Below are 16155 nucleotides of genomic sequence, written 5' to 3'. Positions count from 1 at the left end.
CTGAGCATCGAAATAGCTTATGAATAAGCCAACCCCATCCCTACCGCCCCTCGAATGGGTACGCGCTTTCGAAGCGGCCGCACGCCTCGGCAGCTTTACCGCCGCCGCAGAAGAGACAGGCCTCACGCAACCCGCAATCAGCCAGCGTATTTCTCAACTCGAAAAACTCCTCGGCGCGCAACTCTTCTTGCGTCAAAGCCGCACAATCACGCTGACCGTGGAGGGCGAAACCTGGCTGCCCCATGTGCAATCCGCCTTTCGAACGCTCAGCGACAGTTCTGAGATGTTGTTTTCCAGAGGCCGCTCCCGTCTGACAATTCTGGCAAGCCAATCTGTGATTTCCATGTGGCTTGCGCCACGACTGGCCCAGATGACCTGGGCAACAGGCGCTCAGGTTTCACTCCAGTCCTTCGTTTTAACAGGGCAAACCTCAACGCCCGACAGCTCCCTTCAAATCCGGTATGGCGCAGGGGACTGGCCCCATCACTACAAGCTTCCGCTGTTCAGAGAAGCGCTCGCTCCGGTCTGCGCGCCGGACCTTGCCTCAACAGACTGGCACCACCTGCCCCGCATCGCCTGCACCGGACCACGGCCGGATTGGGATGTGTTTGCCGCACGGTTTGGCATTCCCTCAACGCCCATCCCGCAGATCCGGATCGACACTCTGCATGGCGCCATCGCCGCTGCCAAAGCGGGTCATGGCGTTGCACTTGGCTCCCTCCCGCTGTGCGCAGAAGACTTGCGCTCAGGCGCGCTTCAGCAACTGGGCAATGATGTCATGGAGCACCGTGAGACCTACTGGCTTTTGGCATCACGCGAAGCGATTGGGCGCAAACAATGGGAAGCACTGTCAGAAGCCATCGTGTCGGCTGTGTAGTCCGCGCCTAGTCACCGCTTCAGCAGCAACACAAACGCGACCCCGCCAATCAGCCCCGTCACGATCCCAACCGGAATATCTTCAGGCGCCATCACAGTGCGGGCGACAATATCGGCCCAGAGCAGGAAAATCCCGCCAAAAATCGCCGACAGCGGCACCAACCGGATGTAATTGCCACCAACAATCAGCCGCACGATGTGGGGCACCATCAGACCCACAAATCCGATCATACCGGAAAAGGCGACCATCACGCCGGTGATCAGCGCCCCCACCACAAAGACAGTCAGGCGAAATCGGGCCACCGGAATGCCGAGAGAGCTCGCTGTCTCATCGCCAATGGTCATCGCATTGAGCTGCGGTGCCTGCAGCCAGAGCCACAGACTACAGGGCAGCAAAATGGCCAGCGGATAGATCAGATGCGACCACTGCGCCAGCCCCAAACCTCCAAGCATCCAGAAGACAACCGTATGGGTCGCCTTGGGATCACCAAGAAAAATCAATATGTTGGCGCAAGCCATCACAACAAAGGAAATGGCCACCCCTGTCAAAACCAGCCGGTCTGCGCTCATCGCACCCGCCCATTTTGACACCACCAAAACGCAGAGCGTCGCAATCAAGGCCCCCAGAAAAGCCATAAGCGGCACGGTCAGAAGGCCGAGGAACAGGCCTGTGTGCAGCAAAGCCAAAATGGCCCCAAACGCCCCGCCGGATGAAATACCCAACAGATGCGGATCGGCCAGCGGATTGCGGGTCACCGCCTGCAACGTGGCCCCCACAACAGCCAGCCCGGCCCCAACCATGACAGCCAATAGCGCGCGCGGAAACCGGATTTCCCAAACGATCGCGGCACGCCCCTTTGACCAGGTCGGATCGCCGGACCAGACACCCAGCTTATCCAGGAACACGCCCCAAACCGTGTCGATGGGCACCGCAATAGCGCCCATCGAAATCGCAAAAGACAAGGACACTCCCAACGCGGCAAAGCTGCCAAAAAGAGCCATCCAGAAAGAGAGGTTTTGTCGGAAGTGGTCCTTGTTCATTTAGTGGCTTGCCACACCTTCAGAGCCCCAGAAGCCTTCGGCCAGCTTCTTCACGGCTTTGATGTTGCGCGGACCAGGAGTCGCCTCGACATATTCCAGCACAACAAAACGGTCGTTCTTCACCGCGTCCAGTTCGGCAAAGGCTGGGTTGTTCATCATGAACGCGCGTTTTTCTTCTGCGGTGACCTTACCGTAGTTCACAATCACAACCACTTCAGGGTTGCGCTCGACAACCGCTTCCCAAGTGACCGTGCCCCAGCTTTTCTCAAAGTCGTCCATGATGTTGATGCCGCCAGCGGCCTCGATCATCGCGGTCGGCATGGCATAAAGCCCTGCGGTGAACGGTGTGTCTTCGCCGCTGTCATACACAAAGACGCGCAGCGGATCGTCTGCGGTTTCCAGACCGTCGGTAAACGCGGCCAGCTCCGCCTTATAACCATCCACAAGCGCTTCGGCCTTCGCTTCAACGTCAAAAATTTTGCCGAGGTTGAGCAGGTCATTATACATATCGTCCATGCTGACCTTGGCTTTCTCGCCGATATGGATACAGCTTTCGGTCAGCTCGTAGACGTCAATGCCAAACGGCGCGAGAGTTTCGGGGGTCACATCGCCGCCAACCTTCATGCCATAGTTCCAACCCGCAAAGAAGAAATCAGCATCCGCGCCAACCAGCACTTCTTTTGACGGGTACTTTGCGGAAAGCTCTGGAAGCTCCTCCACGCCAGCGCGCATCTCTTCATCCAGCGTCTTCCAGCCCGAAATACCGGTGTAGCCGACCATGCGATCTGCAAGGCCAAGTACCAGCATCATTTCGGTGAGGTTCACATCGTTGGAGATCGCGGCCTTTGGCGGGGCATCAAAAGTGACGGTGCGGTTACAGCTTTGCACAGTGGTTTCCGCCGCAGCGGTTTGGGCTGCAAGGATCAGCCCGAGGGTGAGAGTGCTCTTTTTCATAATGGGTCCTTTGTTGAGCTTTGTTTTTATTGAAGTCGGAAAGTGAGGTGGGGTTTCTGGCTCAGGCTGAGCTGTTCGCGTTGCGCCTGAACCTGAAACGTGTCGGAGACAAGCGCGTCATTCAGCACATCCACCGGAGCGCCAAACCCCTGTGGGCGGCCATCTTTCAAGACAAGGATGCGGTCACAAACATCCGCCGCCAGATTGAGATCATGCAGCGAGGTGACGATGGTCAGATCCAGATCTCGGATCAGCTGCAGCACCTCAAGCTGATGGCGGATGTCCAAGTGATTGGTCGGCTCATCCAGCACAAGCAACTGCGGCTCTTGCGCAAGCGCACGCGCAACCATCACCCGCTGGCGTTCGCCCCCCGAAAGCGTGGAAAGGCTCCGGTCGGTCAGATGCTGCAGCTGAAGACGCGCCAGCGCCCCGTCAATCACATCTGCATCACGCTTGCCCGGCGTGGACAGGCCAAGCCGATGCGGCACGCGCCCAAGCGCCACCACTTCCCGGACCGTCAGCGCAAAATCTGACGGTTGCTCCTGCAAAACGGCGGCAACCTTGCGGGCCACGGCACGCGGTGCCATTTGGCGCAGTGAATCACCACCAAGCAGAATGTCGCCTGACAAGGGGCGATTGTAGCCGTAGATCATGCGCAACAGCGTGGTTTTGCCAGCACCGTTTGGGCCAACAAGCCCCATCACCTCGCCCTCCTTGAGGGTGAAGCTTGTGTCTTCCAGCAGCAACGGGTCGCGCTTGCGCGGTGCCCAGCTCACATTGCGCACTTCCAGCGCCACCGCGGTCATGACACACGCTCCATGCAATCCTCGATCGCCATAATCGTCGCCGGAACACGCGAGAGGCTGGACGCGCACAGCATATCTGGCACCTCCACAGGACCGCCCCAACCGTCATCCAGCGCATCATGCTGCCGGGCAAAATCCATCAGCGCGTCAATGTCCTCATCGGGTGTGATGTCGCCAAAGAGATAGGACGCACTGCGTGTTGCGTGATAGGCCACCGTGCACGGGCGGTCACAAGCGGCCACGCGGGCCGTGCCTGTGATCTCGAAGTCCTCGGCGATGCTGTCCCCGGCTGCGGCAATGGCCGTCCGGAGCTTCGCAATCAGCTCATAGCCCGGCTTGCAGGTTTCGCCCTTGTGGCGACAGGACGTACAGACTGTGATGCGATGAGTGGGTGTTCGGTTCATTTCGCCCTCCGCGAAAGCGCGGGGCGAACAGGGAACCAGTCATGTCTGCGGCATAAGCCAAAAGAGCCATCTTGGCCTCCTTCCGGGACACCCCGCCCGGGTTGAGTTACGTTTGATGATGGCAGGTCTCCTGACTCGCGGTGCTTGGCTTCCCCACCTTCCCGGGCTCTGGCCCAGTGGCATTTGGGGTTGCTCACCGCCTACAGTTGCGGGGGCAGTCACGGACTTGGCGCATATATCGCCGCACCGTATTCCCTTTTATCCGGCGCTGATGCACCAGATACCATCACGTGCAGCAATCCACGATGCGCGTCATTGAGTCAACTCCATCTGGCACAGTGAGGCGTGGTCCGAAGCGATTTGGTGACGTGACGTTCAAACCACGAGACAACTGCTCACCGCCGTAGACCTGGGCAAAATGCCTTTGTCCTTTTCACACAATTTTCGGTTTTACCGTTATTTTACTCCACTTTAGTCTCCGGCTCCCAGCCACAAATTCAATTTGCAGCCCCGGCAGCCAGTTTAACTCTTTCTTCTCCAGATGACGTTAGGACACCAAACGCGCGACACTGACCGATGGAGCCTCACAATGAGCATCACCAAGATCACTCTCTCATTCAGCATTGCATTTTCCGGCTTGATTGCCATTGCACAGCCATCAACAGCGTCGGGGGTCAAACCTGATCACGTCTACCAAGTGACCGAAGCACTGGTACAAGAACTTCAGGTCCTGAATCAGGAAAACTTCACCAAGAGCGCGACCGCGGCGACACCAGATGATGACGCGATGCCAAGACACGTGCTGTTTTTGGCGCGCGACCAGTGGCGCAAAGTTCAGCTGCTCCGCTTTATGAATGGGCTAGAAACCCACGGTCTCAATCAGGTCAAAGTCCACAAAGTGACTCCGGCAGAGGTCAAAGAGTTCGTCGACCAGCTGCTGATTGAGGCACAAGATCTCCGCCCGACTTACGGACTTGAGGAGAGCACCATCTCCGTCGATCTCCAAAGCGGCAAGAAACCCAAAGATGTTTACGGCAGCCTGCTCAGAGTATCTGGTGAGCTCAAAGCACTTGGCGTGCCTGCCACTGTGCCAAACGACGTTTTTCGCGTGGCCGTGAGCATCCGCCAGTCCCTAAGCGCCGTTCTGGCAAAACAAGGGCTGTCCATCAACGAATCCGATCTCGCAGCCGAATCCGGACGCACCCCCTCGGAAGCCTACCATGCGGGTTTGTCACTTCTTCAAGACCTGCAGTCTCTCTCCGAAAACGATCCGGCTTTTGCCGTGCCGGGCAAAGTCACCGTGCCTGCAGCCAAATCCGGTCCGATCTCGCCCGATGACGTGATCGTGGTGCTTTCGCGCGCCTATGCTGACACCATGGCGCTGATGAACGCCACAAACGCAGCCCCCCATGTGGTCTTCGCCCCTTATGAGGGCGGCAAAACCCCGTCTGATGTGTACCGCGAAATCAAACATGCACAGCTGATCTTGGCCGCGCTCACCAAGCCATCCACCTAAGCGTTCCGAGGAGACCAGAAATATGAAAATTTCGAATGTAACCTCCGGAAAACGCCCCTTCACCGGAAAGTTCCAGATGCGGCTGGCCACACGGATTCTAGCCTGGGTCATCGGGCCGATGATCCTCTTGTCCGCCATCGTGGTGATTTCAATCTGGAACGCCCATGTGCAATCCTCAGGCCTCCTGTCACAAAAATCCCTCATCGTAGACAGCAATCGCTTGCTCACGCAAAACAGCAACAACGTCACCAACGCTCTGCTGAACATCAACCGCGCCATGGTTCAGATGGAAAACACCCGCCGCGCCAACCTGACGGCTGATCGCTTCGCCCCTGAAGACGAGGCCGCAAAACGCGCGGACCTGCAAAAATCAATTCGGGCCTATCTGAAAGGCATCATCGGTTTTGCCTCCGCCATCGAACGCACGGGCTTGCCAACCGAACAGTTGGAAAAGCACATCCTCTATCTGACCAGAGCCGCAGGGCAAATTGATCGCCTTGCATCGCTCTATACCGTTTCAAACAGCCGCACCCTCCGGCTGGCCAGCGCTGGAGATTTTCAAGCCGCTCGCAACAACTTTCGGTTCGAAGAGCTTTTAAAAACCAAAGCGCTGCGCCGCAGCCTCGATGAGGCCAGCATCCAGTTCTCAGCCCTGTCTGACCGTTTGATGCTGGTGCAATCCGAGGTGACCGAGGCGCAAATCGCAGCGGCCAAGGCGGATCAGAAACAGCGGGAAACCCTGTCCTACATCGCCTTGGCAATAACAGCCTTTGTCGCTGCCACAGCCGCCCTGGTGTCAGTTCATTTCGGGATCATTCGCCCCATTCGCGCCGTCCCTGCACGCATTGAGCAGGCCGGACAGCAAGAGAGCGCAGAACAGAGCGCGGATACAGCCACACGCAACGATGAAATTGGCGACATTCTGAATGCGGTCTCCGCTTTTGGCACGCGCATTGAGCAGCAGCAGCAACTTCAACAAGAAGAGGCAGAGCAGCGCTTTGCCGAACAAAAGTCCGCAGTGGACGCCATCGGGTCCGGACTGTCCCAACTGTCACAAGGCGACCTTTCTGCGCGCATCGCGCACGAGCTTCCCGAAGGCTATCAGCAGCTCGGACATGACTTTAACAACGCCATTGAGCGGCTATCAGAAACCGTGCGTCAGGTTGTCGACTCCACGATTTCCATCTCCAACGGCGCGTCTGAAATCAATCAGGCCTCCACAGGCCTCGCCCATCGAACCGAAAGCCAGGCTGTGACCTTGGAAGAGACCGCCGCCGCGCTCGCCACGATGACAGAAACCGTCCGCACCACGGCCGACAATGCCCGCAGCGTCGAGGAAAACACACTCGGTGCGCAACAACAGGCCCAGGAAAGCAGCAAAGTGGTCCATGATGCGGTTGAGGCCATGACCAACCTGCAGCACACCTCTGATGAGATCTCTCAGATCATCGGTGTGATTGATGACATTGCGTTCCAGACCAACCTCTTGGCTCTTAACGCGGGCGTAGAAGCAGCCCGTGCCGGTGAGGCAGGCAGAGGCTTTGCGGTTGTGGCATCCGAAGTGCGTGCCTTGGCGCTCAAATCTGCCAACGCCGCATTGCAGATCAATGCCCGCATCAAAGACAGCGCGCATCAGATCGAAAATGGCGTCGACCTCGTCAGCCAGGCGGGCGAAGCAATCAACGGCATCTCGACCCGCGTCAACGAGATCACGCAATTGATTTCAGGCATCGCAGAAGGCGCGTCAGAGCAGTCCGTCGGGCTTGATGAAATCAACGTCGGTATGTCCCAGCTGGACAACATGACCCAAAAGAACGCCGCCATGGTCGAAGAAGCGACCGCCGCGATTCAAATGGTCGCCTCAGATGTGAGCAACTTGGAACAATTGGTGCGCTTTTTTCAAACTGACGCACTCTCAAACGCTTCAGAACAGTCGGTGGCAAACGCAGCCTAAGGCGCATCTACCAAATTCATCGGGCGGCCCCTCCCGAAAGGGGCCACCTACCCTGCTGTCGCCTGTATGCGACTGATGCAAAGTGGCAATCCTCCGCTCAAGCTTGGTGTCAAAGACACCGAGACCGGGAGGTGCAAGAACCTCTCCCGCTGTCAATTCAATTGAAAAACCAAACTCTTAGCCCCATCGTTTGTTTGATGCGGGGCGTGCTGGCGCAGTCACCGCGAGAATCGCGCCAGGTCAAAAAAGCTCCTTGCGCAATGTTATAGTATAACGTTACATCTCCGCGATCTGGAGAGTCAGCAAATTCGGAGCACATACAGACCCCCTAAATGCCTGCGTCGGCCCCGGTATGTCCAAACCGCCTCGCCTCACATGCCTTCCTGAAATTGCCCTCCCCTTTTTGGCCAACCAACCGTCACCACCCGCCAGCTCTGGCACCAACACAGATGAGGTCCCTTCATGCGCGACACACGCCTTCCCGTCACCGTCCTCTCCGGATTTCTGGGCGCCGGCAAGACAACCCTGCTCAACCGCGTTCTGAACAATCGCGAGGGGCGTCGCGTGGCTGTCATTGTCAACGACATGTCCGAGGTGAACATCGACGCCGATCTCGTGCGCGCCGACACCGAACTTAGCCGTACCGAGGAAACGCTGGTTGAAATGTCCAACGGCTGCATCTGCTGCACCCTACGTGATGATCTGCTCGACGAGGTGCGCCGCCTCGCTGCTGAAGGCCGCTTTGACTACCTGCTGATCGAGTCCACCGGCATTGCCGAACCACTCCCGGTCGCCGCAACCTTTGATTTTCGCGATGAATACGGCGAAAGCCTCTCTGACGTTGCCCGGCTGGACACGATGGTCACCGTTGTGGACGCGGTCAACCTGCTTAAAGACTTCTCCAGCCACGACTTTCTACGCGATCGCGGCGAGGTCATGGGCGAGGAAGATGAGCGCACATTGGTGCACCTGCTGACCGATCAGATGGAATTTGCTGATGTGGTGATCCTGAACAAAGTGGCCGATGCGACGCCTGAACAGGTCGATGCCGCCCGCAAAATCATCCGTAGCCTCAATGCGGATGCCGAAATCCTTGAGACCAACCACTCCGACGTGGCCGCAGAGAAAATTCTCGATACCGGCCTGTTTGATTTTGACAAAGCACACGAACATCCCATGTGGGCCAAAGAGCTTTACGGTTTTGCCGATCACGTGCCCGAAACCGAAGAATACGGCGTCACAAGCTATGTGTACCGCGCCCGCCAACCTTTCATTCCGGAGAAAATTCTCGCGGTTCTCAATGGCGAAATGCCGGGTGTGATCCGCGCCAAAGGCCACTTCTGGATTGCCACCCGTCCGGAATGGGTTGCGGAATTCTCGCTGGCAGGCGCGCTGTCCAGCGTGAAACCCATGGGCACCTGGTGGGCCACCGTGCCCAAAGAGCGCTGGCCCGAACATGCGTCCGCGCAAGCGTATTTAGAACAGCATTGGGTGGAACCATGGGGTGATCGCCGTCAGGAACTGGTGTTCATTGGTGCAAACATCGACTGGCCTGCGCTTAAGGCCAAGCTTGATGGCTGCTTGCTGCCCGTGATCGCAGCCGGACCAGAGGCGCTCCCACTGGACATGCCGGATCCCTTCCCCGGCTGGCGCCGCGTTGAGGAGGTGGCATGAGTGTCTCACGCGAAGTGGTGAAAGACGCGGCGATTGGTGTTGGCTTAGCCCCAAACCTGGCGGCCCTCTCTGCCATTCACCATCCCGGCTGCGCCGCCGTGCTCTGGCGGCGGCAAATGGCGCCGGAGCTGACAACATGGATGCGATCACTTTCCCCTGATCACCTGCCAAAAACGCGGGTGGTCCTGCGGCCGGATCGGGTGAAAGACACGTTGTTGCAGGTCTGTGCCCTTTCAGGAACGCCCGACTGTCCGGAACGCGCGCTTCTGATCGAGGACGCTTCAGAGACGGCGATGGTCTTTGCCAATATCCTGAACGCCCCGTATCTGCGGTTACGCTTTGACATCATCACCACCAACGCCTGCCGTCGTTTCCACATAGATGCAGTGACGGCCCGCCTCGTCTGCACCTATCGCGGCACCGGAACGCAATATGGGATCTCTCCCAACGGCGAAGAGCCAAACCGGGTGTTCACAGTTCCCACCGGCGCGCCCATCGTCATGCGCGGCACGCTCTGGCCGGAAACCCCGCAATCCGGTTTGCTCCACCGTTCGCCTCCCATCGAAGGCACCGGAGAAACACGCTCTGTGCTGGTCTTGGACCCGGTCTTTGATCTGGAAAAGGAAATTTGATCACGCTTGCCCCTAAGAAGGCTTTGATCACGTCGCAACCTGAGAGATATTAGGCGACAAGAGGTCCAGAGACCTCTCATCACATGCACCCACAAGGACTGAGGCGATACCGTCTTGAGACATCTTCCTTCGCGACGCGCCTTCACTGCGCTTCGACACAATGTTCTGGTCACGGCACTCTGCTGCCTGCTCTTCGGGTTCAGCCCGCAAGCCAAGGCGCATCCGCATGTCTTTGTCGACGGCGGCGTGGATTTCGTGTTTGACGCGGAAAACCGCCTGACTGCCCTCAACGTCACCTGGCTCTACGATGCCTTTGAGACGCTCTACATACTGTCCTCCTACGACATGTCTCTCAACGCCGAAGGCTCTTTGGATGAAGCGGACCGACAAGAACTCATCCGCATCAGAAGCAATTGGCCTCTGGATTTCAACGGCTCCGCCCATTTGTCAGTGCATGGCGAACGTGTTTCTCTCGATTGGCCCAAAGATCTCGATGCACAGCTAATTGACGGGCGCTTGCAGCTCACCTTCACACGCGACCTCAAAACGGCGCTCCCGCTGGGCGCTTCCCCGGCAGAGGTCGCTTTTTATGAGTCCACATATTTCTTTGCATTCTCCATCACCGACACACCCGAACTTTTGGGCCCCGCAGAAGGGTGCCGCGCAGAGGTGATCCCCTTCAACCCCGCGCTAAAGAACAACAGCCTGCAAGCCTCATTGGCGCTGCTCAGCCGGGAAGAGACCCCAAGCATCCCCAATGTAGGCAAGGAATTTGCCGATAGGATCATCCTCATATGCGCGTGATACTGTCTTTCTGCGTGATCGCAGCTCTGGCGCTTGCGGTCTTCTGGCTGGTGGACTTCTCATCGGTCACCGCTTGGGCGGTTGAGGCGCAGCGTGGATTTCAAAACCAGATGGCCGGAACAGTCCGTGCTTTGAAAATGGGCGAGCCGGGCGCTTATTTTGCGCTTCTCAGCGCGACCGCGGCTTATGGCTTTGTGCATGCGCTGGGGCCGGGGCACGGCAAATATCTCGTTGGCGGTGTGGGGCTCGGTACCGAAGTCTCCGCCACGCGCCTGCTGTCACTCGCCGTGGCCTCCAGCCTCGCACAAGCGCTTTGGGCGATCATCCTGGTCTATGGCGGCTTCTCCATTGTGCAGGCCAGCGCGCAACAGATGACGGGGTGGACCGAGGACATTCTGGCCCCGGCCAGCTATCTCGCCATTTCCTGTGTGGGACTCGCGATCATCTGGCGGGGTGCGCGCGCCCTTCCCAAAAGCACAGCCAAGCATAGCCACCACCATGAACACTCCCATGACCACGCTCATGATGACTGCGGCTGCGGTCACACCCATGGCCCCACGGCTGAGGAAGCCGCCCGCCTCACATCTTTCAGAGAGGCCATCGCGCTGATCCTCAGCATTGCCATCCGGCCCTGCACGGGCGCCGTTTTCCTGCTGGTCATCGCGTGGCAAATGGACATCAAAACCGCCGGCGCTTTGGCCGTTGTGGTTATGGGGCTGGGCACCGCCGCCCTGACAAGTCTTGTGGCGGTCTCAAGCACTGCCGCCCGGCGCTTGGCTGTGATGTCATCGGGCTCCCTGCACGGCGTGGCCACCATGCTGCCTGCGCTGCAGATGTTGACCGGCCTGATGATCCTGATCTTCAGCCTCGGCCTGCTCGGCTTCACATTCTAAAGCCCCTACGCCCCGCAAAGGCCCAGATGCGCATCTTTTGGCCGAAACCCGCCCATCCTGCGCATCATTTTTTCAGAAAATCCCACGGCTTCTTTCGAAAATTCACCCCTGATCGAACCAATGTCTGTTTTGCAACCGGAAAGGTCGCAAAAATTTTAGAGGCAATCCGACTTCAAAATATCTTGCGGGCGTGAGGTGCTGTTGCCGGTTTGTCCGGCAATGGAGAATTGGGAAGCCGGTGAAATACCGGCACTGCCCCCGCAACGGTAACGAAGGTGAGGTTAGGCAAACGACCACTGGGAGGAGGATCCCGGGAAGGTGCCAAAACCAGGTGAAAGCCGCTTCGAAGTCCGGAAACCAGCCTTGCAAACGTCAAACCGCGGGTGGCGGTGGAGGCTTCTGTCAGGGCGCGATCCTCATCCCGCCTGCGCAAGCCTCTGTGCCATCTGCCCCAAGCAAGGCCGCGGGGTGCGGCAGGAGAGCCAGATTTGAATAACATTCACACCCTATTGGCGCGTCGAAATCCGGGTCATGCTCTAGAGCAAGCCTTCTATACAGATCCCGAGATCTTTCAGACCGACCTTGATGCCATCCACTATCGCGAGTGGCTGTTTGCCATTCCGTCCTGCGAATTGGAGAAAGCAGGCAGCTACGTCACCTACAATGTCGGGGCTTACCGCGTCATCATTGTGCGCGGTGCCGACAATCAGATCCGCGCCTTTCACAACACCTGCCGCCATCGCGGCTCGGTGATCTGCAAAGCCGCCAAGGGCCATGCGCCCAAGCTGGTCTGCCCCTACCACCAGTGGACCTACGAGCTGGACGGCTCGCTCCTTTGGGCGCGTGACATGGGGCCGGATTTTGACCCCAAGCAACATGGCCTGAAAACCGTACATTGTCAGGAACTCGCCGGTCTCGTCTACATCTGTCTGGCAGACGAAGCCCCTGATTTCGCGCCCTTCGCCGAAACCGTGCGCCCCTATCTGGAGGCCCATGATCTGGGCAATGCCAAAGTGGCGTTCGAAAGCTCCATTGTCGAAAACGGCAACTGGAAGCTGGTCTGGGAAAACAACCGCGAATGTTACCACTGTGGCGGCAACCACCCGGCCCTGTGCCGCACCTACCCCGATGATCCCAGCGTGACCGGCATTGGCGAAGGCGGCGAAACACCTGACCACCTGCAAGCCCATTTTGACCGCTGCGAAGCCGCTGGCCTGCCCTCCAACTTCCACCTCAGCGAAGAGGGCCAATACCGCGTGGCGCGCATGCCGCTCAAAGAAGGCGCGGAAAGCTATACGATGGATGGCAAAACCGCCGTGCGTCCATGGCTGGGCCGCGTGCCGTTTTCCGATGCTGGTGCCTTGCTGCAGTTCCACTACCCGACAACCTGGAACCACTTCCTCGCGGACCATTCCATCGTCTTCCGCGTCACCCCGATCAGCCCCACAGAGACCGAAGTGACCACCAAATGGCTGGTACACAAAGACGCGGTGGAAGGCCGGGATTATGATCTCAAGCGCCTGACCGAAGTTTGGATGGCCACCAACGATGAAGACCGCCGCGTGGTCGAGGACAACCAGCAGGGCATCAACAGCCCAGCCTATGTGCCCGGCCCCTACTCTCCCACGCAGGAATCCGGCGTGCTGCAGTTTGTTGAATGGTACTGCGCCAAACTGGCCAGCCACCTGACCCCAAACACCCTTGCCGCGGAGTGATGTGATGAAAGATCTTCAGACCACCGCAACTGTTTGGCAGGACAACGAGATGCTGGAATGTGTCTCCATCGTGCCGGAAATGCCCAACACTGCGAGCTTCACCTTCCGCGCCCCATCGGGCGCCCTCTTCGCCTATGATCCGGGGCAGTTCCTGACCTTGGAAATCCCCGCACCGGGCCAGCCGGGAGGCGTGGTGCACCGCACCTACACGATCTCCTCCTCGCCCTCACGCCCGCGCTCGATCACCATCACCGCAAAGGCGCAGCCTGACAGCATCGGCACCCGCTGGATGCTCGACAACCTGCGCCCCGGCATGCGCCTGAGAGCCCTGGGACCAGCAGGCCTCTTCACCAATGCGGGCAGCACGGCGAAGAAATTTCTCTTCATCTCGGCAGGTTCCGGCGTCACCCCCATGATGTCGATGACCACCTGCATGTGGGACGAAGGTCAGGAACTGGACGCCGTTTTCATCAACTGCGCCAAACGCCCCTCGGAAATCATCTTCCGCCAGCGTCTCGAACAGATGGCCAGCCGCACCCCCGGACTGGATCTCAAATTTGTGGTCGAAGAGCCCGATCCCTACCGCCCATGGACGGGCTATCAGGGGCAGTTCAACCAGCTGATGCTGGGCCTGATGGCGCCGGATTATCTTGACCGCGAGGTCTACTGCTGCGGGCCGGAGCCCTTCATGACCGCGGTGCGCGAAGCGCTGGCCGGTCTGGGCTTTGACATGGACAACTACCATCAGGAGAGCTTTGGCGCGCCGGTGGAAACCGAAGCCGAACAGCCCGCGCTGGATGATGTGGTGCCCGATGAGGACAGCAAGGCGGAAATCCATTTCGCCACCTCGGACGTCACCGCAAAAGTGGCCGAGACCGAAACCGTACTCGCCGCCGCGCGCTCGGTCGGGCTCAACATCCCCTCAGGCTGCACTTTCGGCGTCTGTGGCACCTGCAAGGTCAAAAAGACCGAAGGCGAGGTGCATATGGTCCACAACGGCGGCATTTCGGACGACGATATCGAAGCCGGCTACATCCTCGCCTGCTGCTCCAACCCGATTGGAAAAGTGGCAGTAGAGGTCTGAGCCCCCCGCTCTCGGGCTCAAAGAAAGGCCCGGCAGACATGTCGGGCTTTTTTTGTGGGGAGGGCGAAGGGAGACCAGTGCAAATCTGTAGTTTGCATCCCGATAAGATTTTGGGCTCCCAGCTGAACGCTATTCACGCAATTTCCGGTCATTGATGCAGCATAGACTGGATCCATAACGGGAGTTAGATCATCGCCCAACAAATCGGCAACGACTTTATTAGGTCAGATAGGCCAGCCCGCGACCCTGGGTGGGGGTGAAGCCCCCTCCCGTCAAACCAGAGGTTTGCCTCCGGCAAAACGGGGAGGGTCGGGGGCTGGTCGGCTTCGCCGCCTGCGCGCTGGTGGAAATCGTGCATTTCAGATTTCAAGGAAGATACTCAAGCGTCTATTTGGTTATTATGGTCAAGGGTCGACTATCTGCCCAACCAAACCCAACCTCACCCGTCTTTCAAAACCCGCCCCAGATCAGGCCGCCGAAAATCCGGCCCTTTCAGCACCTTGCCATCTGCGCGCAGCACAGGGCGGCCGTCGGCACCCAACTTGGACATGTTGGAGGCATGCACCTCCTCCACGGCGGCGGGTTTCAGGCTGTGCAGACCGAATTCCAGAAAGGTGCCATCCAACACATATTGAATGTCACAAAGTGCATCGAGCACCTCGACCATATCCCCGGCCGCAATGGCGGCGCGCAGCTCGGCGACCTCTTCTTCGAGAATGTCCTGCCGCATCACCGCGCGCGCGTGGGGAATGGCAGGTGTGTCCACCACGGGCACATCAAAGGCCTCATGCCATTCCTTCACAAGCGCCAGCGTGTCGCGGGACATCAGAAATCCCAGTCTTCGTCTTCGGTCGCGACCGCTTTGCCGATCACATAAGAAGAGCCCGAGCCGGAGAAGAAGTCGTGGTTTTCGCTGTCCGGGCTGAGGGCGGCCAGAATGGCGGGGTTCACCTCTGACACTTCCGGCGGGAACAGCGCTTCAAAGCCGAGGTTCTGCAGGGCTTTGTTGGCGTTGTAATGCAGGAAGACCTTCACATCCTCAGTGAGGCCCAGCTCGTCATAGAGCTCTTCGGTGTATTGGTTCTCAATCCCGTAAAGCTCAAACATCAGACCAAAGGCATAATCCTTCAGCTCCTGCTGTCCGGCCTCATCGAGCTGCTCATAGCCGCGCTGGAATTTGTAGCCGATGTAATAGCCATGCACCGCTTCATCACGGATGATCAGGCGGATCAGATCGGCGGTGTTGGTCAGCTTGGCGCGGCTCGACCAATACATTGGCAGATAGAAGCCCGAATAGAACAGGAAGCTCTCAAGGAACACCGAAGCAATCTTGCGCTTCAGCGGGTCATTGCCCGGCGCATAGGTATCGAGGATCGCTTTGGCCTTGGCTTGCAAATGCGGGTTCTCCTCAGACCAGCGGAACGCTTCATCAATCTCTTTGGTGGAGCAAAGGGTTGAAAAGATGGAGGAATAACTTCGCGCATGCACCGCTTCCATGAAGGCGATATTGGTCAGCACCGCCTCTTCATGCGGGGTGATCGCATCCGGCATCAGCGCTGGCGCGCCCACGGAGTTCTGGATGGTATCCAGCAGTGTCAGGCCTGTGAACACGCGGATGGTGAGCTGTTTTTCATGCTCCGTCAGCGTACCCCAGCTTGGGATGTCGTTAGAGAGCGGCACTTTCTCCGGCAGCCAGAAGTTGACTGTCAGGCGGTTCCAGACCTCAAGGTCCTTGTCGTCCTCCAGACGGTTCCAGTTGATGGCACGTGGGATGCGGGTTTCGATCATGTCTTTCATGTCAG

General features: G+C 58.4%; 15 protein-coding genes and 2 riboswitches. Of the genes, 9 read left to right on the top strand and 6 right to left on the bottom strand.

All coding sequences use genetic code 11. The annotated features are described in order from the left end of the window. Positions 1–19 precede the first annotated feature (19 nt). Positions 20–877, top strand: a complete 858-nt coding sequence (locus ACO07T_RS18715) for a LysR family transcriptional regulator (RefSeq protein WP_422050637.1) — start codon at positions 20–22, stop codon at positions 875–877. An 11-nt stretch (positions 878–888) separates the two neighbouring features. Here the strand turns inward: ACO07T_RS18715 and ACO07T_RS18710 are convergent, their stop codons facing one another. The 4 genes from ACO07T_RS18710 to ACO07T_RS18695 are packed head-to-tail and all read right to left on the bottom strand — an operon-like array spanning position 889 to position 4081. After that, positions 889–1878, bottom strand: coding sequence for a FecCD family ABC transporter permease (locus ACO07T_RS18710; RefSeq protein WP_422051046.1), 990 nt, complete (start codon positions 1876–1878; stop codon positions 889–891). A gap of 39 nt (positions 1879–1917) precedes the next feature. Next, positions 1918–2871 carry an ABC transporter substrate-binding protein gene (locus ACO07T_RS18705; RefSeq protein ID WP_422050636.1) on the bottom strand — a complete coding sequence of 318 codons (954 nt, stop codon included), beginning with the start codon at positions 2869–2871 and terminating at the stop codon, positions 1918–1920. Positions 2872–2897: 26 nt separating this feature from the next. Further along, the gene (locus ACO07T_RS18700; RefSeq protein WP_422050635.1) at positions 2898–3677 is read right to left on the bottom strand and encodes an ABC transporter ATP-binding protein; all 780 of its coding nucleotides are present in this window, start codon (positions 3675–3677) and stop codon (positions 2898–2900) included. Continuing rightward, positions 3674–4081 carry a DUF1636 family protein gene (locus tag ACO07T_RS18695; RefSeq protein ID WP_422050634.1) on the bottom strand — a complete coding sequence of 136 codons (408 nt, stop codon included), beginning with the start codon at positions 4079–4081 and terminating at the stop codon, positions 3674–3676. Before ACO07T_RS18695 ends, ACO07T_RS18700 begins: the two co-directional genes overlap by 4 nt. Before the next feature lie 103 nt (positions 4082–4184). Beyond that, positions 4185–4384, bottom strand: a riboswitch (cobalamin riboswitch). Between the two features lie 286 nt (positions 4385–4670). On the opposite strand from ACO07T_RS18695, the gene ACO07T_RS18690 reads away from it, so the two are divergent. From ACO07T_RS18690 to ACO07T_RS18655, 8 genes are all read left to right on the top strand, one after another. Continuing rightward, a complete protein-coding gene (locus ACO07T_RS18690; RefSeq protein ID WP_422050633.1) occupies positions 4671–5597 on the top strand; it encodes a hypothetical protein in 927 nt (308 codons plus the stop codon). 22 nt (positions 5598–5619) lie between these two features. Then, positions 5620–7551 (top strand): methyl-accepting chemotaxis protein, encoded by a 1932-nt coding sequence (locus tag ACO07T_RS18685; RefSeq protein WP_422050632.1) that lies wholly within the window; start codon positions 5620–5622, stop codon positions 7549–7551. A gap of 462 nt (positions 7552–8013) precedes the next feature. Next, a complete protein-coding gene (locus tag ACO07T_RS18680) occupies positions 8014–9225 on the top strand; it encodes a GTP-binding protein (RefSeq protein ID WP_422050631.1) in 1212 nt (403 codons plus the stop codon). Beyond that, on the top strand, positions 9222–9857 hold the full coding sequence (locus tag ACO07T_RS18675) for a DUF1826 domain-containing protein (RefSeq protein WP_422050630.1): 636 nt from the start codon (positions 9222–9224) through the stop codon (positions 9855–9857). The genes ACO07T_RS18680 and ACO07T_RS18675 overlap by 4 nt, the downstream gene beginning before the upstream one ends. Before the next feature lie 114 nt (positions 9858–9971). Further along, on the top strand, positions 9972–10661 hold the full coding sequence (locus ACO07T_RS18670; protein WP_422050629.1) for a DUF1007 family protein: 690 nt from the start codon (positions 9972–9974) through the stop codon (positions 10659–10661). Further along, positions 10652–11554 carry a nickel/cobalt transporter gene (locus ACO07T_RS18665; protein WP_422050628.1) on the top strand — a complete coding sequence of 301 codons (903 nt, stop codon included), beginning with the start codon at positions 10652–10654 and terminating at the stop codon, positions 11552–11554. Before ACO07T_RS18670 ends, ACO07T_RS18665 begins: the two co-directional genes overlap by 10 nt. Before the next feature lie 176 nt (positions 11555–11730). Beyond that, positions 11731–11934, top strand: a riboswitch (cobalamin riboswitch). Between the two features lie 108 nt (positions 11935–12042). Continuing rightward, positions 12043–13269: an aromatic ring-hydroxylating oxygenase subunit alpha gene (locus tag ACO07T_RS18660; RefSeq protein WP_422050627.1), complete on the top strand. Its 1227-nt coding sequence runs from the start codon at positions 12043–12045 to the stop codon at positions 13267–13269. A 4-nt stretch (positions 13270–13273) separates the two neighbouring features. Then, positions 13274–14353, top strand: coding sequence for a hybrid-cluster NAD(P)-dependent oxidoreductase (locus ACO07T_RS18655; protein ID WP_209065531.1), 1080 nt, complete (start codon positions 13274–13276; stop codon positions 14351–14353). A gap of 439 nt (positions 14354–14792) precedes the next feature. Here the strand turns inward: ACO07T_RS18655 and ACO07T_RS18650 are convergent, their stop codons facing one another. Both ACO07T_RS18650 and nrdF read right to left on the bottom strand, forming a co-directional pair. Beyond that, positions 14793–15179 carry a hypothetical protein gene (locus tag ACO07T_RS18650; protein ID WP_422050626.1) on the bottom strand — a complete coding sequence of 129 codons (387 nt, stop codon included), beginning with the start codon at positions 15177–15179 and terminating at the stop codon, positions 14793–14795. Continuing rightward, positions 15179–16150 carry a class 1b ribonucleoside-diphosphate reductase subunit beta gene (gene nrdF, locus ACO07T_RS18645; protein WP_209088311.1) on the bottom strand — a complete coding sequence of 324 codons (972 nt, stop codon included), beginning with the start codon at positions 16148–16150 and terminating at the stop codon, positions 15179–15181. The genes ACO07T_RS18650 and nrdF overlap by 1 nt, the downstream gene beginning before the upstream one ends. Positions 16151–16155 lie beyond the last annotated feature (5 nt).

It is taken from the genome of Shimia sp. (assembly GCF_965227725.1).
Classification (GTDB): Bacteria; Pseudomonadota; Alphaproteobacteria; order Rhodobacterales; family Rhodobacteraceae; genus Shimia.
This window is presented reverse-complemented; position numbering and strand designations above follow the sequence as displayed.

Excerpts from the sequence above, each read along its gene's own strand:
- ACO07T_RS18675 (WP_422050630.1), top strand. The coding sequence starts at position 9,222 with ATGAGTGTCTCACGCGAAGTGGTGAAAGACGCGGCGATTGGTGTTGGC.
- ACO07T_RS18665 (WP_422050628.1), top strand. The coding sequence starts at position 10,652 with ATGCGCGTGATACTGTCTTTCTGCGTGATCGCAGCTCTGGCGCTTGCG.
- ACO07T_RS18690 (WP_422050633.1), top strand. The coding sequence starts at position 4,671 with ATGAGCATCACCAAGATCACTCTCTCATTCAGCATTGCATTTTCCGGC.
- ACO07T_RS18650 (WP_422050626.1), bottom strand. The coding sequence starts at position 15,179 with ATGTCCCGCGACACGCTGGCGCTTGTGAAGGAATGGCATGAGGCCTTT.
- ACO07T_RS18685 (WP_422050632.1), top strand. The coding sequence starts at position 5,620 with ATGAAAATTTCGAATGTAACCTCCGGAAAACGCCCCTTCACCGGAAAG.
- ACO07T_RS18710 (WP_422051046.1), bottom strand. The coding sequence starts at position 1,878 with ATGGCTCTTTTTGGCAGCTTTGCCGCGTTGGGAGTGTCCTTGTCTTTT.
- ACO07T_RS18695 (WP_422050634.1), bottom strand. The coding sequence starts at position 4,081 with ATGAACCGAACACCCACTCATCGCATCACAGTCTGTACGTCCTGTCGC.
- nrdF (WP_209088311.1), bottom strand. The coding sequence starts at position 16,150 with ATGAAAGACATGATCGAAACCCGCATCCCACGTGCCATCAACTGGAAC.
- ACO07T_RS18715 (WP_422050637.1), top strand. The coding sequence starts at position 20 with ATGAATAAGCCAACCCCATCCCTACCGCCCCTCGAATGGGTACGCGCT.
- ACO07T_RS18680 (WP_422050631.1), top strand. The coding sequence starts at position 8,014 with ATGCGCGACACACGCCTTCCCGTCACCGTCCTCTCCGGATTTCTGGGC.
- ACO07T_RS18655 (WP_209065531.1), top strand. The coding sequence starts at position 13,274 with ATGAAAGATCTTCAGACCACCGCAACTGTTTGGCAGGACAACGAGATG.
- ACO07T_RS18705 (WP_422050636.1), bottom strand. The coding sequence starts at position 2,871 with ATGAAAAAGAGCACTCTCACCCTCGGGCTGATCCTTGCAGCCCAAACC.
- ACO07T_RS18700 (WP_422050635.1), bottom strand. The coding sequence starts at position 3,677 with ATGACCGCGGTGGCGCTGGAAGTGCGCAATGTGAGCTGGGCACCGCGC.